This window comes from Collinsella sp. TM04-29, assembly GCF_003466565.1.
Classification (GTDB): domain Bacteria; phylum Actinomycetota; class Coriobacteriia; order Coriobacteriales; family Coriobacteriaceae; genus Collinsella.
The window spans coordinates 1,192,463-1,217,952 of the sequence record NZ_QSPW01000001.1 but is presented as its reverse complement, the minus strand read 5'-3'; the positions used below and the strand labels follow the sequence as shown (position 1 = coordinate 1,217,952).

The following is a 25,490-nucleotide window of genomic DNA, read 5'->3' as shown; positions in this document are numbered from 1 at the left end:
GTGTTTACGCAAGGAGTACACGAGCACATGGCTGATTCCCAGACTGCAACCTCCGCGCCCGAGTTTAAGAGCGCCCACTTTATCGGTATCGGCGGCGCCGGCATGAGCGGCATCGCCCTCGTTCTGCACGAGCGCGGTTATGCCGTTACCGGCTCCGACCTTAAGACGTCACGTTATATCCGCCAGCTTACCCGCGCTGGTGTGAAGGTGCATGTGGGCCATGAGGCCGCCACGATCGACGAGGTCAAGCCCGACGTGGTTGTTGTGTCCACCGCTATTCCGGAGTCCAACCCTGAACTCGTGCGCGCTCGCGAGCTGGGTATTCCCGTGTGGCCCCGTGCCAAGATGCTCTCTGCTTTGGGCCACGGCTACACCACCGTCGCTGTTGCCGGCACGCATGGCAAGACCACCACGTCTTCGATGTGCGCCACCATGCTCGACCGCATGGGTCTGGATCCGAGCTTCTTGATCGGCGGCATCGTCGAGGGCTATGACACGAACGGCAAGAACGGCTCGGGCGACTACTTTGTCGCCGAGGCCGACGAGTCCGACAGCTCCTTCCTGTTCCTGAACCCCAACGTGGTCATTGTGACCAACGTCGAGGCCGACCACCTCGATCACTACTCGGGTATCGAGGAGATCGAGGCAACTTTCGCCAAATTCATGAGCCTGGTGGGCGAGGACGGCACCGTCATCGTCTGCGGCGAGGACCCGCATCTGGTCGAGCTCGCCAAGTCGACGGGCCGTCACGTGCTTTCCTACGGCTTTGCCGAGAGCAACGACATCGTCTGCGTGCACCCGGATGTCAAGGGCATCCAGAGTGACTTTATCGTTCGCTTTGAGGACGGCACTGAGCACGCTGTGGAGATCAAGAGCAACCCCGGTCGCCACAACATGCTCAACGCCACGGCGGTGCTCACCGTCGCCCATGTCCTGGGCCTTGACATCGACGCCGCCGCCAAGGCGCTCTCGAGCTTTGAGGGCGTCCGCCGTCGCTTTACCCACGTGGGCGATATCGATGGCATCACCGTGGTCGATGATTACGGCCATCACCCCACCGAGATCAAGGCGACGCTTGCTGCCGCTTCCTCGCTGGGCTACAAGCACGTCGATGTCGTGTTCCAGCCGCACCGCTATTCGCGCCTGCAGGCCCTGTGCGACGACTTTGCCGATGCATTTGCCAATGCCGATAAACTGCTGCTGATTGATGTGTTCTCGGCTGGCGAGATGCCCATTCCGGGTGTCACCTCTAAGATGCTCGCCGATACCGTGCGCGCCAAGCATCCTGGCAAGGAGGTCGTGTACTGCTCCAGCCGTCTTGAGCTCAATCAGGAGCTCAAGCAGATGGTGGGCGAGGGCGACCTGCTGCTCACCATGGGTGCCGGCGACGTTACGACCGTCGGTCCCGAGTTCATTGAGTATCTGACTGCCAAGAAAGACGCTTAAGTCTAATGGGTCTGTTTAACGCCGTCATGGCGCTCTCGGGCATGATCGACACGGATGTGATCGAGGACGAGCGCCTTGCGCGTCATACGAGCTATCGTATCGGCGGCAAGGCCGACCTCTTTGTGACGTGCCATAGCTATCATGCCCTCCGCCGCGCCGTGGCGGTGCTCGATCGCGAGCAGGTGCCGTGGGTCATCATCGGCAAGGGCTCCAATCTGCTGGTTGCCGATGGCGGTTATCGCGGTGCCGTCATTTCGCTCGGACGTGAGTTTCAGCGCACGGTTGTTGCCGATGACGGTTGTACGCTGACGGTCGGTGCGGGCGTGATGTTTGCGCGCCTGGTCAACGATGCCCTGTCGCGTAGCCTCTCGGGCCTTGAGTTTGCCGTTGGCATTCCTGGTTCGGTCGGCGGTGCGATATCTATGAATGCCGGCACACGGACCGAGTGGATTGGCTCGCTGGTTGAGGATGTCGTAACGTTTGACCCGGCATCCGGTATCAAGCATTATGCGGGGTCCGAGATCACTTGGGGCTACCGCGAATGTAGCCTTCCCCGCAATGAGATCATCCTCGAGTGCGTGTTCAAGCTTAAACCGGCGCCCAAGGCCGACATTCGCGAGCGCATGGAGCGGTACCTGACGAGGCGCAAGCGTACGCAGCCCATGGGTCGCGCATCCTGCGGGTCTGTCTTTCGCAACCCGCCCGATGCGAGTGTGGGCAAGCTTATCGAGGATTGTGGATTAAAGGGTTTTTCGATTGGCGGCGCGGAAGTTTCGCCCGTTCACGCTAATTTTATCGTTAATAACGGAACTGCCTCGGCCGATGACGTTGCCGCGGTTATCAGACATGTGCACGAAAAGGTGAGGGAGGCGTATGGCATCGAGCTCAGACCGGAAGTTAAATTCCTCGGCTTCTAGAGCATCGAAACCCACCTTCCGCCGCGCCGGAGGGCGTTCCGGCGCGCCTGCCAAACCTCAACGCAATACCGTCGCGCACTCTAAGTCTGTCGGGCATGCTCGACAGACCAGTCGTCCGGTCGTCGGCTCGCAGCTCGGTAATCGTCCGGCCGCAAAAAAGTCCTCGCGTCCCTCGATGACGTCAAAGCCTGTTATGGGCGCCAAGCCTGCCCGTCCCATGGCAGCTCCCAAGCCCTCGACGGGAACTAAAGCGGCGCGTCCAGGTCTCACGCTGGGCGCATCGAAACCGCGCTCGCTGACATCGGTGCCGGCTACCGCCAAGAAGCCTTCGAGTAAAAAAGGTTTCAACCCGTTATCTTCACTTGGGGCGATGGCAAATAAAACATCAGACGCCGCTTCTGTCGTTACAGGCAAAGGCAAAATCGTGGGCGGCGTTCTGGCCGTCTTGGCCGTGCTCGTCGTCGTTGCCATCGTGGTGATCAACTCTGGACTGTTTACTGCCACTGATATTCAGATTCAAGGCAGCGAGCATGTGACGAAGCACGATGCTATCCAGCTGATCGACTTGCCCGAGGGAACGTCGCTTTTTAACGTCGATCCCGACCAGATTACCGAGGATCTCAAGCAGAACCCGTGGGTTTCGGGCGTGGATGTCCAGCGCCAGTTTCCCCATACGCTTATCATCACGCCGACGGAGCGTAAAGTTATCGCCATTGCGTATATCAGCTCCGACGACCTTGCCTGGGCTATCGGAGACGATGACACCTGGATCGCCCCGCTGTCGACGTCGGTCGAAGTGGACGACCAGGGCAACGTCATCACGACAGGGCAGGGCTCAAATACCTTGACCGGAATCGATGCCGCGCTGGCGCTCGCCAAGCATTATGGCGCGGTGTTGTTGACTGATGTCTCGGCGGATGTCGCTCCGGTTTCCGGCCAGGCGGTGAACTCCAAAGCCGTTAAGGCCGGCCTGGATTATGTGCGTGGTTTTTCGAGCGAGTTCTTGGGACAAGTCAAGGATATTTCCACGCCTTCAGTCGAAGCCATCTCGGCAAACCTCAATAACGGCATTGAGGTGTCGCTGGGCGATTCGGACGATATCGCCAAGAAGGAACGCGTAGTCACCAAGTTGCTTTCGCAGGTAGAGGGCGTAACGTATATCAATGTGCGCTCTCCGGGCAACTACACATTTAGGAATGCTCCGACCTCGTAGCGCTGGTTGATGCTTTGTTGAGGGGCCATACCACGCCGTTTATCTGGTTTGTTTGGTTTTCACGGTCAATTATTTGACTGATACGTTCATAATGTGCAAACATAATACGGTTTACCTTTGCATTTACTTTCAACCTGAAGGTTAATGTGCGCAGGGGTCGACCCATGCTATGGCTATAACCTTTGTTCGGAGGACCGACATGCACGAGACAGAGATCAACAACTACCTTGCCGTCATTAAGGTGGTCGGCGTCGGCGGCGGCGGTACCAACGCGGTCAATCGAATGATCGAAGAGGGCATCCGCGGCGTCGAGTTTGTTGCCATCAACACCGATGCTCAGGCACTCGCGATCTCTGATGCCGATATCAAGGTGCACATCGGCACCGACCTTACCCGCGGCCTGGGCGCCGGCGCCAACCCCGAGGTTGGCCGCAAGGCTGCCGATGAGTCCCGCGACGACATTGCCGAGGCGCTCGCTGGCGCCGACATGGTGTTTATCACCTGCGGTGAGGGCGGTGGCACCGGTACCGGCGCTGCTCCCATCGTTGCCGATATCGCGATGAACGAGGTCGGCGCACTGACCGTCGCCGTCGTGACCAAGCCCTTCACCTTCGAGGGCCGCAAGCGCAAGAAGAGCGCCGAGGAGGGCATCAAGACCCTCTCCGATTGCGTCGACACCATGATCGTCATCCCTAACGATAAGCTGCTCGACATCGCCGAGAAGAAGACCACCATGCTCGAGGCCTTCGCGATTGCCGATGGCGTCCTTTCCCAGGGCACCCAGGGCATCACCGACCTCATCACCGTCCCCGGTATCATCAACCTGGACTTCGCCGATGTTAAGACCATCATGAAGCAGGCCGGTACCGCCATGATGGGTATCGGTACCTCTTCTGGGGATACACGTGCCGTCGACGCTGCCCAGCAGGCCATCTCCAGCCCGCTGCTCGAGAGCTCCATCGATGGTGCCACGCGCGTGCTGCTCTCCATCGCCGGTTCCAAGGACCTGGGCATCCAGGAGATCAGCGACGCCGCCGACGTTGTCGCCAACGCCGTCGACCCCGAGGCCAACATCATCTTCGGTACCGTTGTCGACGAGTCCCTGGGCGATCAGGTGCGTATCACCGTCATCGCTACGGGCTTCTCCGATTCCAACGTCAACCGTCAGGACGAGCTCTTTGCTGCTCAGCAGTCTCAGAGCAAGGCCGCTGCCTCCGCTGAGCCGCAGCGCACCGCTCCGGCTGCCAGCCCGGCTCAGGCCGCTCCGACCCGCAACGTCGGTGGTACCGAGCTGCCCAACTTTGGCAACGACCAGTTCGAGCTTCCCGACTTCCTGAAGCGCGGTAGCTTCTAGTTCGTTTTTCTCAACGACATGCACGGGGTGTGTCCATTTGGATGCACCCCGTTTTGTTTCTCGTTTGTAAACGAAAGCCTCCAATCTCCTTACGTTCCCTTTACGTTTGGTCCCTACCGCTGCGGGTATCCTTTTAGGGAAGTATGACAGCCGTATAAACGCTGGCTGTAGCGGCGATGCCGCGGTACTTGTGTTATTAGGAGGCTTTAGTATGGCAGCACGTGCGGACAACGTTTCGCGTGTCGACCATGATGGAGTTACGTTGGTGGAGGGCGCGACATCCGATGTTCGCTTTGCCTTTACCGAGCGCACCGGTGGCGTTTCTGAAGATGCGTACTCCTCGCTCAACCTGGGCTCGCATGTAGGCGATGACCCCTTTGCTGTTCAAGAAAATCGTCGTCGAGCGCTCGAAGCGATGGGCGCCACTGAGTGCGAGCATAATCTGCTCGTGCCCAATCAGGTACATGGTGACCATATCGTTACGGTGACTTCGAACGGCGCCGACGATCTTGAGGCTGTTCGCGAGCAGATTGCCGAGGGCTGCGATGCCATCGTCTGTACGGCCCATGACGTGCCCGTGCTGCTCTGCTTTGCCGACTGCGTTCCCGTGGTGCTGGTGGCCCCTGGCGGATTTGCCGTGGTGCACTCCGGTTGGAAGGGCACGATTGCACGTATTTCTGCCAAGGCGTGCCAGGCGCTTTGCGATGCTGCCGGCTGCGATGCGAGCGACGTTTCCGCCTATATCGGCCCCCATATCTTGGCTGACGAATATGAGGTATCCCAGGAACTCATGGATCGCTTTGCCGTCGAGTTCTCTTGCATCGATGCGAGCATCTCTCGCATGCTCGATCTTTCCGCTGCCATTTGTGAGGCGCTGGTAGATGCCGGTGTGGACGCGGATAATATCGTGGATACCCAGCTTTCGACTGTGCGTCAGAACGACCGCTTTTATTCCTACCGTAACGAGGGCGGCACCTGTGGGCGCCATGCTGCGATCGGCGTGATGCTATGAGAAAGATCGTATCGGTCCTGAGCGCCGCTGTGCTTACGCTTACGCTGTGCGCCTGTTCTTCGGGATCTTCTACCTCTTCCATTACCGTGGCCGGCTCCACGACCTGCCTTCCTATCGCCGAAATTGCGGCAGAGGGCTTTAAGGAGGAGACCGGCATCGACGTGCTCGTTTCCGGTTTGGGCTCTTCCGCTGGCATCGAAGCCGTCAGCGCTGGCACGGCCGATATCGCCAGCTCCTCCCGTGGACTCAATGCCGACGAACAGGATCTGGGCCTGACTCCCATCGTCATTGCCCACGACGGTATCGCGGTCATCGTGAACGAAGACAACCCCGTCGATAACCTCTCGACCGAGCAGCTCCGCGATATCTATGCCGGTAAGATCACCAACTGGAAAGAAGTCGGTGGCGAGGACCTGAGGATTCAGGTTATCAACCGAGATGAGGCGTCTGGCACGCGTGAAGCCTTCCGCACCATCGTGATGGATGGCACCCCGTTCGATCGCCGCTCCGCCGTTCTTTCGGGCACGGGCCAGGTGCGCGACGTGGTATCTCGTTCGCGCGGTGCCATTGGCTACATTTCGCTGGGCTTCGTCGATAGCCTCAACGCCAAGACCTCGGTCAAGGCCGTCTCGGTCAATCATGTTGAGGCGTCCGAGAAGACGGTCGCGAGCGGCGGCTATCCCATCTCACGCGACCTTTACTTCTTTGTGAAGGGTGCGCCTTCGCAGCAGGCGCAGGATTACATCGACTATGTGACGTCCGAAAAGATGGACAAGCAGATTCGCGAGGCGGGCTTTATCCCCGTCACCAACGACGAGAAGGGGAGTGAGTAGCATGGAAGCACAGGAAAACTCCCAGACTGAGCAGAATGGTCAGGCGCCCAAGAAGCGCGAGCTGGCGCTCGTATCGCGCAGCACCTATATCAAGGAGAAGGCGCTGCAGTGGATCTTCTTTGCCTGCGCGTTCTTGGCGGTCGTTACCGTCATCCTGATTTTTGTCTTTACCACGTACTCGGCGCTGCCCGTCTTTACCGACATCGGTCTGGCGGACTTCTTTAGCTTTACGTGGGCGCCCTCTGAGGGTCACTACGGCATCGTGTCGCTGCTTGCCGGCTCGGGTCTGGTGACCGTCGGCGCGCTCGCCATGGGTGTGCCCCTAGGCGTGGGCACGGCCGTGTATCTGGTCGAGATCGCCAGCAAGCGCGTGCGCAAGCTCATCAGCCCTGCCGTTGACCTGTTGGCCGGCATCCCTTCTATCATCTATGGCTTCTTTGGCATGATCATCATCCGCCCGTTTATCGCACAACTGACCGGCGGTCTTGGTTTTGGCGCGCTGACGGCGTGGTTCGTGCTCGCCATTATGATCGTGCCCACCATCACGACGCTTACCATCGATGCTCTCAATTCCATTCCCATGGGCATTCGCGAGGCATCGTATGCCATGGGCGCCACCAAGTGGCAGACTATCTATAAGGTCGTGTTACCTGCCGCCAAGCTGGGTATCGTGGATGCCATCGTGCTGGGTATGGGCCGTGCCATCGGCGAGACCATGGCCGTGCTCATGGTCGTGGGTAACGCCCCGGTTATTCCCGACAGCATTGCGAGCCCCATCTCGACGCTCACGAGCCAGATTGCGCTCGACATGAGCTATTCCTCGGGTCTGCATCGCTCGGCGCTGTTCGGCATGGGCGTGGTCCTGTTTATCATTTCCGCCACGCTGGTGGGCATCGTCCGCCTGGTTTCCAAGAAGAAGAGGGGGTAGGCTATGTCCGATTCCGTTGACACGACGGTCGATACGACCTCATCGCGCGAGCGCATCAAGCGTGCCCTTTCCCACGGCAAGAAGGGCCGCATCAACAAGGACCTGTCCAACAAGATCATGCTTGGCGTGTTCCGTGCCGCGGCATACATCACCACGCTGGTGCTGGTCGCTATCATCGCCTACGTGGTCATCAACGGCCTGCCACACATCTCGCTCGACTTTATCTTCGGTTGGCCCCAGGGCGTCAACGCCGAGGGCGGTATTTGGCCCACGATCGTCTCGACCGTCTATGTGACGGCGCTCGCCATGCTTATCTGCACGCCGATCGCTGTGCTGGCAGCCGTCTATCTGGCCGAGTACGCCAAGCAGGGCAAGATCGTCGAGCTCATTCGCTACGCTGCTGACGCTTTGGCCTCGGTGCCCTCCATCGTTATGGGCCTGTTTGGCTACGCCTTGTTTGTCGAGGCTATGGGTCTGGGCCTTTCGATGGTCTCGGCCGCTCTGGCGCTTGCGCTCTTGATGCTTCCCATCGTCATGCGCACCACCGAAGAGGCCATTCGCGCCGTTCCGCGCTATATCCGTTGGGGCGCGTATGGCCTGGGCGCCACCAAGTGGCAGGTTGTCTCCAAGATCGTGCTTCCTTCTGCCTTTGGCCGTATTGCCACGGGCATTGTCCTTGCCATCGGCCGTGCCATTGGCGAGACCGCCGTGGTGCTCTACACCATGGGCCAGGCCATCAATCTACCTATCTCGCCGCTCGATTCCGGCCGCCCCATGACGGTTCACCTGTACCTGCTTGCCAACGACGGCATCAACATGAACGCAGCCTACGGCACCGCGCTCTTGCTGATGGTGATCATTCTGGCCTTCAACCTGTTTGCGCGCTTCCTGTCGCGCAAGCGTCGCTAGTTAAGGAGTCCCATGTCCGTTTACCAGTCCGCTCCCACGCTGGAGCAAGCGGCCATTACGGCCAAGGATTTCAACTTTTGGTACGGTGACTTTCATGCGCTGACGGGGCTCGACCTCAACATCGCCAAAAACGCCATCACCTCCTTCATTGGCCCTTCGGGCTGCGGTAAGTCGACGTTTTTGCGCTGCATCAACCGCATGAATGATCTGATCGAGGGTACGCGCGTCGAGGGCACCATGACGCTCGACGGCAATGATATCTATGCCGAGGGCGTCGACCCGGTCGACCTCCGTCGTCGCGTGGGCATGATCTTTCAGCAGCCCAACCCGTTTCCTAAATCCATCTACGAGAATGTCGCCTTTGGCCCTCGTCTGCAGGGCGTGACTAGCAAAAGCGACCTCGATGACATCGTGGAAGAATCGCTCAAGCGCGCCAACCTCTGGAAAGAGGTATCCAATCAGCTCAACAAGGATGGTTTGGCGCTCTCGGGCGGTCAGCAGCAGCGTCTGTGCATCGCGCGCGTGCTTGCGGTGCAACCCGATGTTCTCCTGATGGACGAGCCCTGCTCCGCCATCGATCCCACATCCGTCTCTAAGGTCGAGGATCTGATGGCCGAGCTGGCGCCCGAGATGACGATCATCATCGTCACGCATTCAATGCAGCAGGCAGCTCGTATCAGCGACTACACCGCATTCTTCTTGCAGGAAGTTGCCGGCGAGCCCGCCACGCTCATCGAGTATGGTCAAACCGACGCGATCTTCACCAGCCCGGTGGACTCGCGGACGGAAGACTATATCACCGGCCGCTTTGGCTGATCGGTGCGACTAGTCCCAAGCCGATCGGACCTGGTCCGGTGCGTATTCACTGTGCGGGCGGCATGACCGCACCCAACTGATTGGAGTGAACCATGCGTAAACTGTTTTCCCGTCAGCTCATCGAGGCCCGCCACGAGATGCTGAGCATCTACGAGGCCGTCGATCTGGCCCTCCACGATGCCGTTAAGGCCTATGTGACCGACGACCGCAAGCTCGCCACCAAGACCAAGAAGCGCACGCTTTCGATTGACGCGCGCTGCGCCAACTTGGAGGCCGTGTGCTACAACCTGATCGCCACGCAGTCGCCGGTCGCCTCCGACTTCCGCTTGCTGCAGACGATTATCTACGTCGACTTTAACCTGCAGCGCATGACCGATAAGGTTCGCCAGATCTGCCGCGCCACGCGTCACATGGTCAAGGCCGACATCTCGCTGCCCCAGGAGCTCGTCGGTACGGTTGAGGCCGAGGCCGAAGCTGTTTACCAGGTGCTGGGCTCTTCGCTTTCTGCGCTCGTCACCAATGACATGTCCATCATCTGCAACTTGGCCGTCGAGGACGAGCCGGTGCACGCCGCCTACGAGAAGTTCTTCCGCACCTTTAACCGTATGGATACGGGCGACTTTATGGACGACGACAGCAACTATGACGACCTGCGCCGCGCTATCATGGTTTCGCGCTACCTCGATCGCATCGCTTCGATTTCCATCGATGCCGCTTGCCGTCTGACCTTCCTGTTGACTGGTCAGCGTATGAACGCCGGCGATATCGCCCGTGTGGACGAGGATGAGCTCGAGAGCATGCGCGTGCCTTCGGGCGAGGGTGTTATCATGAGGCCCGCCGTCGACGCGCGCTACGTTGCCAAGGTGCCCGCTAACGAGGTCAGCGAGGGTCTTCGCTACCTGCTCGATCATCTTGAGGACGAGGACGATGGCGAGGACGACGAGGAGTAAGTGACCCCGTTCGTCGAAAGATTGTAAATACCTAAGTGAGCGCGGCCTTGCACATGCGGGGCCGCGCTCTTGCGTTAGCATGGGACTACTTGTTTGGCTGTCAGCGGAGGCGATTGGCAATGGATAACTATTTGGACTTGATGCGCGCTCGCCGCGAGCAGATTCTGGAACGTTTTTATGCGGCGCTCGATCGCGCGGGCCGCCCCCACGACGCCGCGCGCCTCATTGCCGTGTCCAAGACCGTTGGTGTCGATGAGACCGTTGCCGCCATCCAGGCGGGGTATCGCCATTTTGCCGAGAACCGCCCGCAGGAGCTGGTTCGCAAGCTCACGGGTCTGGCGGAGCATCCGGAGCTGCCCGAGGTGCGCTTCGATATGATCGGCAACCTGCAGACCAATAAGATCAATGCGGTGCTGGGCTCAGCCGAGCTGATTCACTCGGTGGGTTCGCTGCATCTGGCACAGGCGATCTCGAGCCGTGCTGTCCGCAAGATTGAGGCAGGCGAGCTCGCCGGCCCCCAGCGTGTGCTCATCGAGGTCAATGTGAGTGGTGAGGAGTCGAAGGGAGGCTTTTCGCCCGATGAGATTCGCGCCGCCGCGGGTGAGCTTGCGGAACTTGAGGGAATTTGCGTACAGGGGCTTATGACTATGGCGCCCCGGGGGAATAAGGATGTGGCACGCCGCACCTTTGCGGGGCTTCGTGAGCTGAGGGATGAGCTGGAGGCGGCGCATCCCGATTTGAACCTGCCTGAGCTTTCCTGCGGCATGAGCGAGGACTTTGAGCCTGCCCTTGAGGAGGGCTCTACGCTCGTTCGCCTGGGCAGGGTAGTATTTAGCCCGGAGTTTGCAGTAAAATAAGGCTCTGAAGTGCGCACTGATTATCGGGGCGCCTGCACTAAACCGCGAGAGGACACAACCATGGGCTTCCTTGACGAGATTAAAAATAAGATGCACCTGGGCGGCCAGCAGGGTTACGACCAGGGTTATGGCCAGGACGACGACTACGGCTACGATGACGGCTATGACGATAGTTATCAGGGCAACGGCTACAGCGGTGCTTCGGGCGAGGGCTTCTACACCCAAGACGAGCCGAGCAACGGCCTGCTTGGTCAGACGCGCCGCGGTGAAGCTGAGTCGGTTGCCGTGTATACGCGCTCCGGTCAGCTGGTCGGCGATGACTCCCGCCATGCCACGACGTATAACCCGCCTTCGCGCTCGCAGGACAGCGTTGCGAGCGGTTATCGTCCTGGTGCCTATGACACGCCGTCGAGCTACGCCGAGAACACCCGCGCCCGTGCCGCCGCTGCACCCGCGCCTGCACCGAGCGATGCCTCGGCCTATGCGAGCAATATCATCAACGCCACGCCGCAGCTGCCGGCCTATGTCCTGCGCCCCGAGAGCTATGACGACGTGGAGACCGTGGTGCGCCGCGTTCGCACCAAGCAGCCTGTCGCACTGATTTTTGTGGGCGTACGCACCGAAGTTGCCAAGCGCGTCTTGGACTTCTCTTACGGCTTTGCCTGCGGTCTGGGCGCCACGGTCAAGGAGGTAGGCGACCGCGTGTTCATGGTGCTGCCCGCCGGTTGCGAGGTCAAAGATTCCGATCTCAAGAAGCTTCGTGCCGACGGCTACCTTAAGTAAAGACAAGACGAGGAGATTCCCATCAACATCTACACTATCGTCCAGCTGGTCAACACGCTGTTCAACTTCTATTCCACGCTCATTGTCGTCTACTGCTTTATGACGTGGATTCCCATGAAGCAGGGTGGTTTACTTCAGGATATTGCTGTGGTGCTCGATAGCGTGTGCGGTCCGTGGCTCAACCTGTTCCGTCGTTTCATTCCGCCGATGGGCGGTATTGATTTTTCGCCGGTCGTTGCGATTATTGCGTTGCAGTTGGTGCAGAGGCTGGTTCTGCAGCTTCTTATAGGTATACTCGTATAGAACTGACTTTGTAACTTACGTCGGGCGTGTAGCGCCGAGGCGATGAAAAAGGAGACTTGTTATGGCTATTACCCCTGCAGACATCCAGGCTCAGACTTTCTCTGAGGCCAAGCGTGGCTACGATCCTGCTGAGGTCGACGTCTTCTTGGAGACGCTGTCCTCCGAGGTTGACGCTATGCTCGCTAAGATCGTCGACCTTAAGGGTCGTCTGACTGCTACCGAGCAGCAGCTTGCCGATGCACAGGCTCAGCTTGCCCAGGCTCAGGATGCCACCGCCCAGGCCGTTCCTGCCGCCCCTGTGGCTGCTCCCGCCCCTGACTTCTCCGCTCAGGAGCGCCAGATTTCCGCTGCCCTGATCGCTGCCCAGCAGACCGCTGAGACCATCGTCAACGATGCCAACGAGAACGCTGAGCGTATCCGCAACGAGGCTGACGCTAAGGCCCGCGAGGTTATCCGCCAGGCTCTGACCGAAAAGCAGGCCGAGCTCGAGGAAATCGATCGTCTCAAGGCTTCCCGTGAGGAGTTCAAGGCAGAGTATCTCAAGCTCATCCAGCACTTCATGGACGATGCCCAGAACTCCTTCCCGGCCGACCTCATGGCCTCCACGCCGGTCGGTTCTGCCGCTTCTCCTGCGGTGACTGTTCCCGCCGAGCCGCTGCCCGTCGCTGACCCGGTTGTCCCCGTGGCCGATCCCTTCGCCCCGATCGACAACTTTGCCGCCGACGACCTGGACTAGCATCAGAGCTACAATCTAGTGTCCTTAAGAGGAGCTCGCACCTGCGGGCTCCTTTTTTGTGGCTGTATACGGGTTGGGAAACAAAACGCCGAGCTCTGCATGCGATAGGACAGAACTCGGCGAAGGGCGCGTGGTAAAAGGTAGATTTTAAGGTATGTCTAAAAACTACTTGAGGAGGAAGTTGGAGAGGGGAATAGTGCGGGCCTCGCGATGCTCGGGATCGGCGATGTGGTCGGCGGGATAGCCACAGACGAGCATGTGATAGGGATAGACGCCCTTGGGCAGATTGAACTGCTCCTGTGCCACCTCAGGCTTAAAATGGCATACCCAGCACGTTCCCAGGCCCTGCTCGGTGGCCTCCATCATCATCTGATCACACACGATGGACGTATCGATTTCACTGGAATTCATCTGGTCATACGGGCGTACCCAAGCATCATCGGTAACGCTGCAAATAAGGAAGACAAGCGGAGCTCCAAAGATAGACCCATCACGAGCAAACCGAGGCTGACAAGCAGCAGCCTTCTCCAACAGCTCAGGCGTATCCAGCACCATCACACGGGCTGGATGATTATTACAAGCAGAAGGAGCAATACGCCCAGCCTCAACAATGGCATCCACCACAGCCTGCTCAACAGAACGATTCTCAAACTCGCGACAAGAATACCGAGACCGAGCCAGATCCAAATAAGACATACAAGCCCTCCAACAATTAAAAATCAAACAAACCCAAAGTAACCCAAACAATACCCAAAGCAGCAATCAGCCAAACGCTCATCAAGGGCCAAAGTGTCCGAACGGGTACCATAGGTCCCTTCAGCCAAACCCCCCATCGCGCTACAACTATCAGCCAAAGTTCCCAATGGTGGTACGTAAGGCGAAGGGCCGGCCACGGTTTACTTTCGAACGACTCTGCAAAGCAGCCGGAGTGAGAAAGCAAACCGTGGCCGGCCCTTCGCCGCCGGGACACGTACCCCCAATTAACTGTTCTTCATGACGATCGAATCCACGACATCGGCCACATTCTCGCAGCAGTCGGCGCAGTACTCCAGGAAGGCGTACACGTCACGCCAAGCGATGACCTCGAGCGGGTCCTTGCCGTTAACGTGCAGGTTACGCATGGCGTTGATATAGAGCTCGTCGGCCTCGGACTCGATGGTGTTGATCTGGATGACGAGCTCGCGCAGCGTCTTGGACTTGCGGTAGTTGGGCAGCTCGACCATCAGGTCCTTCATGGCGCGGCAGGCGTCGGTCACCTTGTGGGCGATCACGATGGCATCGGGATGGATGCTCTGGATGTTGGTGAAGTAGACGCGCTGCACGACGCCCTCGATGCGGTCGAGCACGGTGTCGAGCGAGCAGCTCATCAGGTCCAGATCCTCGCGCTCAAGCGGGGTGATAAAGGCGGTGAGCAGGGCGTCCTCAAGCTCATGGTGCTTCTTGTCGGCCGCATGCTCGATCGCGTGCATCTTGTCGAGCATATCGTGAATCTTTGCGGGATCGAAGTTCTCGAAAATCTTGGTAAGCAGCTCGGCGGCCTGGACGGCGAGGTCGGCGCAGGCGACGTAGTTGTCAAAGTAGAACGAATCGGGTTTCTTTGCCATGAGTGGGTCCTTTCGAGGCGAAGACGGGTGGGCGAGGTGTTACGGTCCGGATGGACGTTCGGTTTGACTAGATGAACATCATGAACAGCTTGGCCATGACAAAGCTGATGAGTCCGCAGGCGGGGAAGGTGAAGAACCAGGTGAACATCATGTCCTTGACGACGCCGAAGTTGATGGCCGAGAGGCGTTTGACGGCACCGACGCCCATGATGGCGCAGGTCTTGATGTGCGTGGAGGACACGGGGATGCCGGTAAGGGTGGCAAGCAGCAGGTTCGCGGCACCCGCCAGGTCGGCGGAGAAGCCCTGGTACTTTTCGAGCTTGACCATGCTCTGGCCAACGGACTTGATGATGCGCTCACCGCCCACGCTGGTGCCGATACCCATAGTGGCCGAGCACAGCAGCATAATCCAGATGGGGATGCCGGCATCGCCGACGCTAGTCTGGCCGTTTGCGAAGGCTACGCCTAAAAAGAGCACGCCGATGAACTTCTGTCCATCCTGCGCGCCGTGCATAAAGCTCATGGCCGCAGCGCTCGCAATCTGAGCGTATTTAAAGAAGACGTTGGCACGTCGCCTGTTGGCGGCGGCGAAAAGAATCGAGACGAGTTTGCACAGGACCCAGCCCATGACAAAGCCCAGGCCGATGGAGAGTGCCAGGCCGTAGATGACCTTCATCCACTCGTGGACGTTGACGCTGCTCGCGCCGCCGAGGGCGATAGCGGCACCGGTCAGGCCGGCGATAAGGCTGTGGCTTTGCGAGGTGGGGATGCCGAAACGCGATGCTGTGGCGCCGTAGACGACGATGGAGAACAGGGCCGCGCACAGGCAGGCGAGCGCCATGGTGCTGTTTCCGCCAAAGTCAACGATATGCGAGATGGTATTGGCGACGCTCGCGTTAAAGTGCGTCATGATGAGCACGCCGAGGAAGTTGAATGCGGCGCTCATGAGAATGGCGGCGCGGGCGGGCATGCAACGCGTAGTGACGCAGGTCGCGATGGCGTTGGGCGCGTCGGTCCATCCGTTGACGAAGATGGCGCCCAACGCGAGGATCACGGTGACGGCAAGGACTGGGTTCGACACAATTTGGCCGAGGAAGGTTGAGAACGTTACGTCCATATATGGGCTTTCTCGAAGTTTGCAGGCACGTTACAAAAACATGATAAATCGTATCACCTCCTGCGGGTTTCTTTGCCGAGTTCTGATGGGAGAAGTAATTTTTTGGCACTAAAATTGAATATTAGCCCTGTTGACCGCGGGTGTTCTTTTTGCTATCACGCCATGCGGACACGTGCGATTGCTACGACACTCCAAAACCACAGTCTGTTCGCTTTACAATATGCAAACATGCGTTCGATAATAGGAGACATGGAATATCGACAGACAGATGGCAAAACTCGGCGCGTGCACAAGCAGTATGTGGACGTTGTGGCTCGCATCCTCGCGGGCGGACAAGTCGTGCCGGTCACCGTCTGCTGGGTCGACGGTCGTTGCTTTACAATTGACGAGATTGTCTCGTCCACGGGCTTTGGCTTAACGGTTCACGGTGTTCGTACGGCAACGTATAAGGTTCGTTTTGGCGGGCATGCGACCGAGTTGTATCTGGAGGACCAGGCGTGCGGACGGCCGGACGGCTCGCAGGCCCACGTGATGCGTTGGTGGGTCTGGGCGTTTGATCGTACGCTTGAGGGCGAGCGCCGTAGGTAAGGACGCACGGCGTTCGGGTACAATGACAGGAATCTTGTCAGCTACTGCGCCGTTATTTGTGGCGCTTTTTGAAAGGACGAACCTATGAACGATATCCAGGGCTATCAGAACGGCCCCGTCGAGAGCGGCGCAAGCCGCGCCAAGGAGATGTCGCCGCGCGCGTACAACCTTGTCATGTCTGCCCTGATCTTTTTGGGCTTTTGCGCCATGGGCGCCGGCGCCTACTTTACGAGCACCATGGCGTTTGCCCGCATGATGATGAGCGGCGCCGCTTTGCCGCTGGTCTTTGGCTCGTTTATTTTGACTATCGTCGGCATTGTCATGATGTCGGCTGCCGCGGGCAAGCAGTCTGTGGGCCTGTCGCTCACGGGTTACGTGATCTTTGCGAGCACCTTTGGCCTGACCGCGTCGTTTGGCCTTGCCAACTACGACCTGCCCACCATCAACACCGCCTTTATCGCCACCGCCGCCATCACCTTTGTCTTTGGCGCGCTGGGCGTGACCTTCCCCAAGTTCTTCCAGCGCGTGTACGGCATCGGTTTTGGCGTTCTGCTTGCCACGATCCTGGTCGAGATCGTGCTGATGTTTATGGGTGTTTCGCAGTCTATTACCGACCTGATCGTGATCGTGGTGTTCGCCGGTTTTATTGGCTACGACACCTATGTGGCCACGACGGTGCCGCCCACGCTGCCCAACGCCGTGCTCATGGCGTCCAACCTGTTCGTGGATATCATCAACGTGTTCCTGCGTATCCTGAATATCCTTGGTCGTCGCGACTAGCGGCGAGTTGCAGCGGTGCTCGCCGCGTGCGTAAATCAATGCGAAAGGCGGTCCTTCGGGGCCGTCTTTTTTGTACGTGGCGGGGTATCATGGATGGGAAAAACCGAAAGCGGCAGCGACAGGAAAGGTGACCACTCATGGCAGATGTCGACAACAGGAACCGTAACCGCAGGCCCAACCGCGCGGGACAGCCCAACCCCAAGCGTGAGGCTCGCGCAAAGGCTGCCGAGCGCCACGTGGCGGCTGTGTCCGAGGCGTGTGCCAAGGATATCGAGCGCTCGCTTGCCGGCGTTCGCGAATTCGACGGTATGCCTGCCGGCTTTGTCGCGGCGATGAAGGCCAAGGCCCAAGCGGCTGCGGCTGCCGAGGAGCCGGTTGCCGAGGAGTCTGAGTCCGCCGAGGTCGAGGCCGCTGAGGTTGCGTCCGTCGAGACCGAGGTCACGGACGAGTCTGCGCCTGCCGAGGAACCCGCAGAGACCGAGTCCGCGCCTGCCGAGGAGCCCGCTCCGACCCTGCCCGAGGTCACCGTGCTTGATGCCTCCGCCACGCAGGCCATTCTGGACAACGGCCGTGGCTATGCGCAGTTTTGCGACATGGCAGTGCTCGCCTTTGCCTCGTTCACCAACCCGGGTGGCGGCTACGTCCAGGGCTATCTGGGCCAGGAGGCTACGCTCTGCGCCGATTCGTATCTGTACAACGTGCTCGACAAGCAGCGCAAGTGGTATGGCGAGAACCGTCGCCGCAATATCAACTGCGAGCTCTACCGCAACCGTGCGCTGGTAGTGCCTGCGGTGCGTTTTGACCGCAACCACGTGCATGCGTATGCCGATGTCATCGTGGCCGCCGCGCCCAATGCCAAGCGCGCACGCCAGGAGTACCGCGTGAGCGACGATGCGCTGCTGGACGCGCTGCGCGACCGTATCCGCTTTGTGCTCGCCATCTGCGACGAGCTGGATCGCGAGAAGCTCGTACTGGGCGCTTGGGGCTGCGACAACAACGGTTTTGATGCCGAGGCCGTGGCCGAGATTTTCCGCAAGGAGCTCGCATCGGGCGACTTCAAGGTCAAGCAGGTCTTCTTTGCCGTGCCTTCTACGCGCTGGGATGAGGATTTTGCCAAGTTCGAGCACGTGCTGGCAAACTTCCCCGAGCGCAACGAGGAGTCCTATGCCCAGGTTGCCGCTCGCGCTGCGGCAGCTCGCGCCGCCGAGCAGGCCCAGGCTGCTACCGAGGATGATGAGGACGAGGACGATTGGCGCAAGTACCTGTAATCGGTACGTGCTGACAGATAGGTCGAGCCGACGGGAGAGGCTGCTTCCGTCGGCTTTTTACTGAGCGAGGGGCTTACGATGAAAAACGTTCTATGCTTTGGCGACAGCAACACCTATGGTTACGATCCGGCGGGCATGCGCGACGGCACCGCGGTGCGCTATGCGCAGGATGTGCGCTGGTGCGGCGTGGCCCAACGTGACTTAGGCGAGGGCTGGCATGTAATTGAAGAAGGCCTCAACGGCCGCACGACGGTACGCGACGACATGTGCCATCTGGACACCAATCTTAACGGCATCCGCGCACTTCCGATGCTGCTCGAGGCCCATAAGCCGCTGGACGCCATTGTGATCATGCTGGGCACCAACGACTGTAAGACGGTCTTTGGCGTGACAGCTTCCGATATCGCCCGTGGTGCCATGGCGTTGATTCGCGCCGTCCGTGCGTTTGCCTGGACCGATGCCGCGCCCTGCCCACGCATCCTGCTGATGGCTCCTATCAAGATCAAGCCGCAGATCGCCGATGTGTATATGACCGACTTTGACGAGCATTCCGTTGAGGCATCTGAGCATTTTGGCGAGTACTATGCGCACGTGGCCGAGCAGTTTGGCTGCGACTTTTTGAATGCCGCCGAGTTTGCCGAGCCGGGCGATATCGACTATCTGCATATGATGCCCGAAAGCCACGAGAGCCTGGGTCACGCCGTGGCAGCCAAGCTCAAAGAGATGCTCGGTGAGTAGCACGGCCCCAAGCCACCGCAAAGGGGACAGGCACCTTTGTGGTGGTTTTGCCCGGGTAAACGAACGGATTGGCTGCCATATGGGCATGGACGAGCTCATCGACCTCTTTGCCGAGGGCGATGAGCTCGTCTCCAATACCGCTTTTGAGGATTTGGATCTTGCCTACGACGTGGCGAACGGCGCGACCTTCGATGGCGTTGTGTTCCGATCTTGCGAGTTCGATAGCGTTGACTGGAGCGGCTCGACGTTTCGCGACGTGGTGTTTCGCGGTTGCCGCTTTATCCGCTGCAACATGGAAGGCTGCTGGCTCAGCCGCTGCGACTTCGTTGACTGCTCGGCACCGGGACTCAACTTGCTCAAGGCGCGCCTGTCGAGCGTGTCGTTTGGATCGTGCGATTTGAGCTATGCGAACCTTTCGGAGGGACGCATTGGCCCTATGACAGCATGCGATACACGTCTGAGAGAGGCTGCGTTTCAGGGTGCCAAGCTGGGTCAGATACGCCTGGATGGCTGTGACCTGACGCGTGTTGATGTGTTCAAGACGTCGCTTTCCGGCGTTGATGTGTCGCGCTGTACATTTGCAGCGCCCGTTGTTTCGGGCGATTACCATGAGCTGCGTGGCCTGACGGTCAATGCCGAGCAGGCGCTGGCACTCTCGGGTTTGTTGGGAATTCAACTCGCCGACGACTAGACGCCCCGGCCCTTTGCTCGACCGCTATCTAAAATCAAACCGTCGCAACATCCGATGATTTTTCGCGTTTGCACGATTTTCATCGAATGTTGCGACGGTTTTTGGTGCAAGGTAGCCTGTCTCTTTTTGGCAGGTTACTGGCTATTTAGTACTGCCACATGTGGTTGACAGGGCCGGAGCCTTTGCCCATGTTCAGGCCGGCGGCCAGAGCGCCTGTCAGGTATGCCTTGCCGGCGTTGACGGCATCGGCAAGATCCATGCCCTGGGCCAGCGCGCAGGCGATGGCGGACGAAAGCGTGCAGCCGGTGCCGTGTGTGTTGTCGGTCTCGATGCGCTTGTGGCGGAACCACGTGGTGAGCGGATCGCCCAGATGGTTGCCCTCGTCATCGAGTGGCGCGGGTTCGGCCAATACATCGTTGGCCTCGTTGACAAGATGCCCACCCTTAACGAGGGATGCGCAACCAAAGCGGCGGGTGAGGAGCATGGCAGCATTTTGCTGTGTGCGCTCGGAGTCGACCTCGTAGTCAAGCAGGGCCATGGCCTCGGGAATATTGGGCGTGATGACGGTTGCAAGTGGGAACAGGCGGCGGGTGAGCGCCTCGGCGGCATCTTCGGCAATCAGCCGTGCGCCCGAGGTGGCTACCATGACGGGGTCGACGACCACGTTTGTCGCGTTCCGGGCGCTCAGGCGGTCGGCGATAACCTCGATAATCTCGGCAGAGGAAACCATGCCGATCTTGACGGCGCTGGGGCGGATATCGTCAAATACGGCGTCGATCTGCGCAGCGACGATATCAGGGGAGATATTCTGCACGGCGGTGACACCGAGCGTGTTTTGTGCGGTGATGGCGGTGATGGCCGTCTCGGCATACAGGCGGTGCGCCGTGATGGTCTTGATGTCGGCCTGAATGCCGGCGCCACCGCTGGAATCGGATCCTGCGATGGACAGGACGGCAGGTACCTTACTGCGATCCATGTTTGCTCCCTTGTTCGGTCGGAATCAAATGGGTCTTTAAGCCAGCATTATAAAGATGCCCGGGCCGACTCTATGTCGAACCCGGGCGGGCGATGCAATCTTTACGCAAATGTAAGCAAATGTTCACACGTCAACAACGGTCGACGTCGCGGTGCTTCCAAAAGCAATCGTGGCGACGAGTTAGTCCTCCATGCCGAGGTCGATTGTCGTGCCCTCGAACACCTTGTTGACAGTGCGGACGGCGCACATCTTGCCGCACATGGTGCAGGTTCCCTCAGTGGCGGCGGGGGATTCCTCGTAGCGCTTCTTGCCGGTGACCGGGTCGAGGGCGCACTTCCACATGGCGTCCCAGTCGAGCTTGCGGCGTGCCTGGCCCATCTTGTCGTCCATGTCACGGGCGTGCGGTACCTTCTTGGCGATGTCGGCGGCGTGTGCGGCAATCTTGGTGGCCATGAGGCCATCGAGCACGTCCTGGGCGTTAGGCAGGCATAGGTGCTCTGCCGGTGTCACGTAGCACAGGAAGTCGGCGCCGGAACTGGCGGAGATGGCGCCACCAATGGCGGCGGTGATGTGGTCGTAGCCTACGCCGATATCGGTCACCAGCGGCCCCAGCACATAGAACGGGGCGTTGTGGCACAGGCGCTTCTGCAGCTTCATGTTGGCTGCGATCTCGTCGAGCGCCATGTGACCCGGGCCTTCGACCATAACCTGGACGCCGGCGGCCCAGGCGCGCTTGCACAGCTTGCCCAGCTCGATCATCTCGGCGGTCTCGGTTGCGTCGTTGGAGTCGTAGAGACAACCCGGGCGGCAGGAGTCGCCGAGCGAGATCGTCACGTCGTATTCGTGGCAGATCTCGAGCACCTCGTCGTAGAACTCGTAGAAGGGGTTCTCGTTACCGGTGACCTCCATCCAACCAAACAGCAGCGAGCCGCCGCGGCTGACGATGTTCATGAGGCGGCCAGTCTCCTTAAAGGTCTTGATGACCGACTTGTTGATGCCGCAGTGGATGGTCATAAAGTCCACGCCGTCCTCGGCGTGCGCGCGCACGACCTCGAGCAGGTCGTCCTTGGTCAGCTTGACCAGCGGCTTTTCCATGTAGCCGATGGCGTCGTACATCGGCACCGTGCCCACCATGAGCGGCGTCTCGTCGATGAGCTGCTGGCGGAACTGGCGCGTCTTGCCCGAGTTGGAGAGGTCCATGATGGCGTCGGCGCCAAAGTCCTCGGCGATCTTGACCTTCTTCCACTCCTCGGCGGCATCGGCCTTATCGCCCGAGATGCCCAGGTTGACGTTGACCTTGGTGGAAAGGCCCTCGCCGACGCCAAAGGCGCGCATGCCCTTTTTGATATGCACGATGTTGGCGGGGATGGCGATGCGGCCGTCGGCCACGCGCTCGCGGATGTACTCGGGGTCGCGATGCTCGCGCTCGGCGACTTCTTTCATCTGCGGCGTGATTTGCCCGGCGCGGGCGAAGTCGATTTGCGTGACGAGCTTGGGCTCGGTCTGTGTGCTCATTGGCACGGCTCCCTTCGTTGGCATTACCCATATCAGGTTTGCGGGTCAGGGCGGGCGCGCCCAATCTCAGCCTGCCGTCTTGTCCTGCAAGCTCCCCGTTATGTCATGGGCTCAAGTATAGCCTGAATGGGTACGATTGGGCCAACGAGCATGTCCGTGGGGAGGCGAACATGGAAGACAAGCATCTATATCGAGAGACACAATGGGATGTATCGGCCGAGGAAAGCCGTGCGCACCATGGCCTTGTCGCGATTGGTTTTGCGGTGCTTGCCGTGCTGGTGATTGCCTTTTGTATCTGGACGCTTGGCGGTCGCGGCGGCGCTGCATGGGAGTTCGAGGCTGATGATAGTCTACCGATTATGACGATGAGGAGTACTGGCGGTAATGCCAATACGCTCGCCGTTCCGGGCGATTATTGGTATCCGCGCGACGAGTTTGTGCAATTGCAACTGAGTGGCGGATCCATTCCGGGCGAAGAAATCGAACGCGTGACGTTTGATGCGACGCTCAAAACGCTGACGGTCGAGCTCAAAGATCAAGGGGATGTGCCCACGACGATGGATATCGCGCTGACGGAATGGCGCCTGGAGCCCCCGTCGGGCGTCAAAGTATCCGACGTAGAGCACGTTAAGATTACCTACCAAGATGGCTCGACGAGCGAGATTGCAAAGGCCGACGGCTTGGCGGAGTAACGGGGTGTTTGGAAACGGCGGGTCTATTGTGCCTGCGCGTTCATGAAAACCAGGGTGTTTTTGTCTGAAAGCTCGGGGATGTGCCGATAGCCGATGTTGAATGCGGTAAGTTCGCTTGCATCCTCGAGCTTGTTTTCTGCCATCCACCGCACCATGGAGCCGCGCGCCTTTTTGCTGGCGGTCGACCGTTGGATGGGCTTGCCGTTGCGGATACCCTCGCCAAAGAGGCATGTGACGGCCGTGGCGTCGCCCGCGAGGTGGGGCAGAACGGCTTTGGCATACTCTACGCTGGCGAGGTTGACGATCGTGGTGTTTGAACCTGCCGGGGCGATAGCCCGTGCGAGCTTGTCGCCCCAAAACGCGTAGAGGTCTCGGGTATCGTCGACGGCAAGCTTTGCGCCCATCTCCAGCCGATACGGTTCGACGGCATGAAAGGGGCGAACGCACCCGTAGAGGCCGGAGAGGATCCATAGATGGTCTTGCAGCCATGTGAGCTGCGCGGAATCCATCACCTCGGGCGCCATGCTCTGGTACTGAATGCCGTGATAGGACATGATGGCAGGGGAGATGCGGCGGGCGAGTGCGGGATTGTCGAGATCGCCGTTATTCAGGATGGGCCGGAACTCATGCAGGGTGTTGAGGCAAGGCCCCAGCAGTTTGTCACTCACGTTCCATAGCGCCTGCAGGCTGTCGCTGCCTTCATTCCGCTCGATATCTAGCAGTGCGCGGTGGAGGCGAGCCGTCTCGCGCGCAAAGGGTGGAATGCCCAGGACTTCAAAAGCATCTTGGGCCGCGCGCATCTGCTTGGCGGGCGAAATGACGACCTGCAGCATGGACTCTCCTCTGCCAAAAAGGAAGTTGCGGTGGAATACGGTCTGTTTTGGCCGTTTATGGGCCAGGTTAGTCTGTATTTCACCGCAACTGATGAAGGGTTGGTTACGCGCGCTCGATGAAGGCCTTGTAGCCGCGATAGGCCTCGTAGATATCGGCCTTGTTAGCGACCTCCCACAGGGCGTGCATGGACAGGACGGCAACGCCAGAGTCGATGACGTTCATGCCGTACTTAGCCATGATGTATGCGATGGTGCCGCCGCCGCCCGCGTTGACGCGACCGAGCTCGCAGGTCTGGAAGTCCACGCCGGCCTCGTCCATGATGTCGCGGATGAGGGCCACATACTCGGCGTCGGCGTCGTTAGAGCCGCCCTTGCCGCGGCTGCCCGTGTACTTGTTAAAGCACAGGCCGCGACCCATAAAGGCTGCGTTCTTGGTTTCGAACTTGCCGGCGTAGCCCGGGTCGAAGCCGGCGGACACGTCGGAGGAGAGCATGCGGCTGCGGGCGAGCGCGCGGCGCAGGGCCAGCGGGCTATCCTCGCCGGCGAGCGTCATGATCTCGGCGACGGTGTTCTCGAAGAAGCGGCTCGTCATGCCGGTGGCACCCACGGAACCGATCTCCTCCTTGTCGACGATGAGTGTGATGCTCGTGCGCTCCACATTGGCCACATTGATCTGGGCGAGCATGGACGGATAGGCGCAGACACGGTCGTCGTGGCCATAGCCCAGAATCATGGAGCGGTCGAGGCCCATGTCACGGGCGGGGCCGGCGGGCACGACCTCGATCTCGGCGGAGAGGAAGTCCTCCTCCTCGACGTCGTACTGCTCCTTGAGGATATCCAGGAACATCTGCTTGACGGGCTCCTTGGGAGCGTCCTTGTCGTCCTCGTCAAACTTGACGGGGCGGCCGCCCACGATCACGTCGAGGATCTCGGCGTCGACGGCGTCCTTGGCGGGCTTGGCCATCTGCTCGCTCGAGAGGTGGATCAGCAGGTCGGAGATGGTAAAGACCGGGTCGTCGGCCTTGTCACCGATGTTGATGTCGACGGTGGTGCCGTCCTTTTTGCAGATGACGCCCACGAGTGCGAGCGGGGAAGCGACCCAGTGGTAGCTCTTGACGCCGCCATAGTAGTGCGTGTCGAGATAAGCCATGTCGCCGGCCTCGAAGGCGGGGTTCTGCTTGAGGTCCAGGCGCGGCGAGTCCACGTGGGCGCCCAGGATGTTAAAGCCCTGCTCGAGCGGGGCGGTGCCCAGGTTGACGAGCATGAGGTCCTTGCCGTGGTTGGCGGCGTACACCTTGTCGCCGGCCTTGAGCGCGCGGCCCTCGGCGATCACGGTCTCCAGATTGACGTAGCCCGCCTCCTCGGCCATCTTGATACCGGCCTTGACGCACAGGCGCTCGGTCTTGTTCTCACTCAAAAACTGCTTATAGCCGCGGCAAAGCTCCTCGAGCTCCTCGATCTGCTGTGGCGTGTACTTTTTCCATGCGCTGGGACGCTCCATGACGCAGGCTCCTTTCGGATCGATCGTGCTGGTTGATGTACCGTGAGCCATCGTATCACGCGCGGGCCCGCGGCGGCAGGGAAGCCTGATGTGCGGTGGCCGCGGGGCGGGGAGCGTGTAAACTGGTGTG

Annotated in this window: 27 protein-coding genes and 1 riboswitch; of the genes, 20 read left to right on the top strand and 7 right to left on the bottom strand. The window is 59.7% G+C overall.

Annotated elements, in window-relative coordinates:
- Window positions 1–27 precede the first annotated feature (27 nt).
- The 14 genes from murC (at window position 28) to DXD39_RS05455 (ending at window position 13,057) form a co-directional block, all read left to right on the top strand.
- Entirely contained in the window at window positions 28–1,446 is a 1,419-nt protein-coding gene (murC, locus tag DXD39_RS05520) for a UDP-N-acetylmuramate--L-alanine ligase (RefSeq protein ID WP_117803370.1), read from the top strand.
- 5 nt (window positions 1,447–1,451) lie between these two features.
- Complete coding sequence (gene murB / locus DXD39_RS05515) at window positions 1,452–2,363, top strand: UDP-N-acetylmuramate dehydrogenase (RefSeq protein ID WP_117803369.1); 912 nt, start codon at window positions 1,452–1,454, stop codon at window positions 2,361–2,363.
- Window positions 2,364–2,538: 175 nt separating this feature from the next.
- Window positions 2,539–3,576, top strand: coding sequence for a cell division protein FtsQ/DivIB (locus tag DXD39_RS05510; RefSeq protein ID WP_233541113.1), 1,038 nt, complete (start codon window positions 2,539–2,541; stop codon window positions 3,574–3,576).
- A 199-nt stretch (window positions 3,577–3,775) separates the two neighbouring features.
- Window positions 3,776–4,930, top strand: coding sequence for a cell division protein FtsZ (ftsZ, locus tag DXD39_RS05505; protein ID WP_055251674.1), 1,155 nt, complete (start codon window positions 3,776–3,778; stop codon window positions 4,928–4,930).
- A gap of 211 nt (window positions 4,931–5,141) precedes the next feature.
- A complete protein-coding gene (locus DXD39_RS05500) occupies window positions 5,142–5,942 on the top strand; it encodes a polyphenol oxidase family protein (RefSeq protein WP_117803368.1) in 801 nt (266 codons plus the stop codon).
- Window positions 5,939–6,775, top strand: coding sequence for a phosphate ABC transporter substrate-binding protein (locus DXD39_RS05495; RefSeq protein WP_117803367.1), 837 nt, complete (start codon window positions 5,939–5,941; stop codon window positions 6,773–6,775). Before DXD39_RS05500 ends, DXD39_RS05495 begins: the two co-directional genes overlap by 4 nt.
- A gap of 1 nt (window position 6,776) precedes the next feature.
- Entirely contained in the window at window positions 6,777–7,703 is a 927-nt protein-coding gene (gene pstC, locus DXD39_RS05490; RefSeq protein ID WP_117564650.1) for a phosphate ABC transporter permease subunit PstC, read from the top strand.
- A gap of 3 nt (window positions 7,704–7,706) precedes the next feature.
- On the top strand, window positions 7,707–8,612 hold the full coding sequence (gene pstA, locus DXD39_RS05485; protein ID WP_055251684.1) for a phosphate ABC transporter permease PstA: 906 nt from the start codon (window positions 7,707–7,709) through the stop codon (window positions 8,610–8,612).
- Between the two features lie 12 nt (window positions 8,613–8,624).
- On the top strand, window positions 8,625–9,428 hold the full coding sequence (gene pstB, locus DXD39_RS05480; protein WP_089571588.1) for a phosphate ABC transporter ATP-binding protein PstB: 804 nt from the start codon (window positions 8,625–8,627) through the stop codon (window positions 9,426–9,428).
- 92 nt (window positions 9,429–9,520) lie between these two features.
- On the top strand, window positions 9,521–10,378 hold the full coding sequence (locus DXD39_RS05475) for a PhoU domain-containing protein (RefSeq protein ID WP_055251687.1): 858 nt from the start codon (window positions 9,521–9,523) through the stop codon (window positions 10,376–10,378).
- A 119-nt stretch (window positions 10,379–10,497) separates the two neighbouring features.
- A complete protein-coding gene (locus tag DXD39_RS05470; protein ID WP_089571590.1) occupies window positions 10,498–11,235 on the top strand; it encodes a YggS family pyridoxal phosphate-dependent enzyme in 738 nt (245 codons plus the stop codon).
- A gap of 60 nt (window positions 11,236–11,295) precedes the next feature.
- Window positions 11,296–12,018: a cell division protein SepF gene (locus tag DXD39_RS05465; protein ID WP_055251691.1), complete on the top strand. Its 723-nt coding sequence runs from the start codon at window positions 11,296–11,298 to the stop codon at window positions 12,016–12,018.
- 15 nt (window positions 12,019–12,033) lie between these two features.
- Window positions 12,034–12,321: a YggT family protein gene (locus tag DXD39_RS05460; RefSeq protein WP_369832332.1), complete on the top strand. Its 288-nt coding sequence runs from the start codon at window positions 12,034–12,036 to the stop codon at window positions 12,319–12,321.
- Between the two features lie 61 nt (window positions 12,322–12,382).
- Window positions 12,383–13,057: a DivIVA domain-containing protein gene (locus DXD39_RS05455; protein ID WP_006234242.1), complete on the top strand. Its 675-nt coding sequence runs from the start codon at window positions 12,383–12,385 to the stop codon at window positions 13,055–13,057.
- A 165-nt stretch (window positions 13,058–13,222) separates the two neighbouring features.
- Here DXD39_RS05455 and DXD39_RS05450 read toward each other — a convergent pair whose 3' ends face one another.
- The 3 genes from DXD39_RS05450 to DXD39_RS05440 all read right to left on the bottom strand — a co-directional run bounded on the left by DXD39_RS05450 (window position 13,223) and on the right by DXD39_RS05440 (window position 15,778).
- Complete coding sequence (locus DXD39_RS05450; RefSeq protein ID WP_117803365.1) at window positions 13,223–13,753, bottom strand: nitroreductase family protein; 531 nt, start codon at window positions 13,751–13,753, stop codon at window positions 13,223–13,225.
- Window positions 13,754–14,037: 284 nt separating this feature from the next.
- Entirely contained in the window at window positions 14,038–14,661 is a 624-nt protein-coding gene (locus tag DXD39_RS05445; protein WP_055251695.1) for a DUF47 domain-containing protein, read from the bottom strand.
- Window positions 14,662–14,728: 67 nt separating this feature from the next.
- Window positions 14,729–15,778, bottom strand: a complete 1,050-nt coding sequence (locus tag DXD39_RS05440) for an inorganic phosphate transporter (RefSeq protein WP_117803364.1) — start codon at window positions 15,776–15,778, stop codon at window positions 14,729–14,731.
- Window positions 15,779–16,027: 249 nt separating this feature from the next.
- Here DXD39_RS05440 and DXD39_RS05435 point away from each other — a divergent pair, with 249 nt between their 5' ends.
- The 5 genes from DXD39_RS05435 to DXD39_RS05415 all read left to right on the top strand — a co-directional run bounded on the left by DXD39_RS05435 (window position 16,028) and on the right by DXD39_RS05415 (window position 19,843).
- On the top strand, window positions 16,028–16,366 hold the full coding sequence (locus tag DXD39_RS05435; protein ID WP_117758724.1) for a hypothetical protein: 339 nt from the start codon (window positions 16,028–16,030) through the stop codon (window positions 16,364–16,366).
- Between the two features lie 84 nt (window positions 16,367–16,450).
- Window positions 16,451–17,146 (top strand): Bax inhibitor-1 family protein, encoded by a 696-nt coding sequence (locus DXD39_RS05430; protein WP_117803363.1) that lies wholly within the window; start codon window positions 16,451–16,453, stop codon window positions 17,144–17,146.
- Window positions 17,147–17,283: 137 nt separating this feature from the next.
- Complete coding sequence (locus tag DXD39_RS05425; RefSeq protein ID WP_117803362.1) at window positions 17,284–18,414, top strand: TIGR02452 family protein; 1,131 nt, start codon at window positions 17,284–17,286, stop codon at window positions 18,412–18,414.
- Between the two features lie 78 nt (window positions 18,415–18,492).
- The gene (locus DXD39_RS05420; RefSeq protein WP_117803361.1) at window positions 18,493–19,152 is read left to right on the top strand and encodes a GDSL-type esterase/lipase family protein; all 660 of its coding nucleotides are present in this window, start codon (window positions 18,493–18,495) and stop codon (window positions 19,150–19,152) included.
- 85 nt (window positions 19,153–19,237) lie between these two features.
- The gene (locus DXD39_RS05415) at window positions 19,238–19,843 is read left to right on the top strand and encodes a pentapeptide repeat-containing protein (protein ID WP_233541111.1); all 606 of its coding nucleotides are present in this window, start codon (window positions 19,238–19,240) and stop codon (window positions 19,841–19,843) included.
- Between the two features lie 145 nt (window positions 19,844–19,988).
- Here the strand turns inward: DXD39_RS05415 and thiD are convergent, their stop codons facing one another.
- Entirely contained in the window at window positions 19,989–20,819 is an 831-nt protein-coding gene (thiD, locus tag DXD39_RS05410; RefSeq protein WP_117803360.1) for a bifunctional hydroxymethylpyrimidine kinase/phosphomethylpyrimidine kinase, read from the bottom strand.
- A 180-nt stretch (window positions 20,820–20,999) separates the two neighbouring features.
- Window positions 21,000–22,334 (bottom strand): phosphomethylpyrimidine synthase ThiC, encoded by a 1,335-nt coding sequence (gene thiC, locus DXD39_RS05405; RefSeq protein WP_117803359.1) that lies wholly within the window; start codon window positions 22,332–22,334, stop codon window positions 21,000–21,002.
- A riboswitch (TPP riboswitch) is annotated at window positions 22,326–22,442 on the bottom strand. (Overlaps the previous gene by 9 nt.)
- Before the next feature lie 62 nt (window positions 22,443–22,504).
- On the opposite strand from thiC, the gene DXD39_RS05400 reads away from it, so the two are divergent.
- Window positions 22,505–23,026, top strand: a complete 522-nt coding sequence (locus DXD39_RS05400; RefSeq protein WP_117803358.1) for a hypothetical protein — start codon at window positions 22,505–22,507, stop codon at window positions 23,024–23,026.
- A gap of 23 nt (window positions 23,027–23,049) precedes the next feature.
- Here DXD39_RS05400 and DXD39_RS05395 read toward each other — a convergent pair whose 3' ends face one another.
- Window positions 23,050–23,859, bottom strand: coding sequence for a YaaA family protein (locus tag DXD39_RS05395; RefSeq protein ID WP_117803357.1), 810 nt, complete (start codon window positions 23,857–23,859; stop codon window positions 23,050–23,052).
- Window positions 23,860–23,962: 103 nt separating this feature from the next.
- Window positions 23,963–25,360: an aminopeptidase gene (locus tag DXD39_RS05390; protein ID WP_117655131.1), complete on the bottom strand. Its 1,398-nt coding sequence runs from the start codon at window positions 25,358–25,360 to the stop codon at window positions 23,963–23,965.
- Window positions 25,361–25,490 lie beyond the last annotated feature (130 nt).

Excerpts from the sequence above, each read along its gene's own strand:
- DXD39_RS05510 (WP_233541113.1), top strand. The coding sequence starts at position 2,539 with ATGACGTCAAAGCCTGTTATGGGCGCCAAGCCTGCCCGTCCCATGGCA.
- murB (WP_117803369.1), top strand. The coding sequence starts at position 1,452 with ATGGGTCTGTTTAACGCCGTCATGGCGCTCTCGGGCATGATCGACACG.
- DXD39_RS05450 (WP_117803365.1), bottom strand. The coding sequence starts at position 13,753 with ATGTCTTATTTGGATCTGGCTCGGTCTCGGTATTCTTGTCGCGAGTTT.
- thiC (WP_117803359.1), bottom strand. The coding sequence starts at position 22,334 with ATGAGCACACAGACCGAGCCCAAGCTCGTCACGCAAATCGACTTCGCC.
- pstB (WP_089571588.1), top strand. The coding sequence starts at position 8,625 with ATGTCCGTTTACCAGTCCGCTCCCACGCTGGAGCAAGCGGCCATTACG.
- DXD39_RS05400 (WP_117803358.1), top strand. The coding sequence starts at position 22,505 with ATGGAAGACAAGCATCTATATCGAGAGACACAATGGGATGTATCGGCC.
- DXD39_RS05465 (WP_055251691.1), top strand. The coding sequence starts at position 11,296 with ATGGGCTTCCTTGACGAGATTAAAAATAAGATGCACCTGGGCGGCCAG.
- pstC (WP_117564650.1), top strand. The coding sequence starts at position 6,777 with ATGGAAGCACAGGAAAACTCCCAGACTGAGCAGAATGGTCAGGCGCCC.
- DXD39_RS05475 (WP_055251687.1), top strand. The coding sequence starts at position 9,521 with ATGCGTAAACTGTTTTCCCGTCAGCTCATCGAGGCCCGCCACGAGATG.
- DXD39_RS05440 (WP_117803364.1), bottom strand. The coding sequence starts at position 15,778 with ATGGACGTAACGTTCTCAACCTTCCTCGGCCAAATTGTGTCGAACCCA.
- DXD39_RS05500 (WP_117803368.1), top strand. The coding sequence starts at position 5,142 with ATGGCAGCACGTGCGGACAACGTTTCGCGTGTCGACCATGATGGAGTT.
- DXD39_RS05445 (WP_055251695.1), bottom strand. The coding sequence starts at position 14,661 with ATGGCAAAGAAACCCGATTCGTTCTACTTTGACAACTACGTCGCCTGC.
- thiD (WP_117803360.1), bottom strand. The coding sequence starts at position 20,819 with ATGGATCGCAGTAAGGTACCTGCCGTCCTGTCCATCGCAGGATCCGAT.
- DXD39_RS05455 (WP_006234242.1), top strand. The coding sequence starts at position 12,383 with ATGGCTATTACCCCTGCAGACATCCAGGCTCAGACTTTCTCTGAGGCC.
- DXD39_RS05435 (WP_117758724.1), top strand. The coding sequence starts at position 16,028 with ATGGAATATCGACAGACAGATGGCAAAACTCGGCGCGTGCACAAGCAG.
- DXD39_RS05415 (WP_233541111.1), top strand. The coding sequence starts at position 19,238 with ATGGACGAGCTCATCGACCTCTTTGCCGAGGGCGATGAGCTCGTCTCC.
- pstA (WP_055251684.1), top strand. The coding sequence starts at position 7,707 with ATGTCCGATTCCGTTGACACGACGGTCGATACGACCTCATCGCGCGAG.
- DXD39_RS05390 (WP_117655131.1), bottom strand. The coding sequence starts at position 25,360 with ATGGAGCGTCCCAGCGCATGGAAAAAGTACACGCCACAGCAGATCGAG.
- DXD39_RS05420 (WP_117803361.1), top strand. The coding sequence starts at position 18,493 with ATGAAAAACGTTCTATGCTTTGGCGACAGCAACACCTATGGTTACGAT.
- murC (WP_117803370.1), top strand. The coding sequence starts at position 28 with ATGGCTGATTCCCAGACTGCAACCTCCGCGCCCGAGTTTAAGAGCGCC.
- DXD39_RS05425 (WP_117803362.1), top strand. The coding sequence starts at position 17,284 with ATGGCAGATGTCGACAACAGGAACCGTAACCGCAGGCCCAACCGCGCG.
- DXD39_RS05495 (WP_117803367.1), top strand. The coding sequence starts at position 5,939 with ATGAGAAAGATCGTATCGGTCCTGAGCGCCGCTGTGCTTACGCTTACG.
- DXD39_RS05470 (WP_089571590.1), top strand. The coding sequence starts at position 10,498 with ATGGATAACTATTTGGACTTGATGCGCGCTCGCCGCGAGCAGATTCTG.
- ftsZ (WP_055251674.1), top strand. The coding sequence starts at position 3,776 with ATGCACGAGACAGAGATCAACAACTACCTTGCCGTCATTAAGGTGGTC.
- DXD39_RS05430 (WP_117803363.1), top strand. The coding sequence starts at position 16,451 with ATGAACGATATCCAGGGCTATCAGAACGGCCCCGTCGAGAGCGGCGCA.
- DXD39_RS05395 (WP_117803357.1), bottom strand. The coding sequence starts at position 23,859 with ATGCTGCAGGTCGTCATTTCGCCCGCCAAGCAGATGCGCGCGGCCCAA.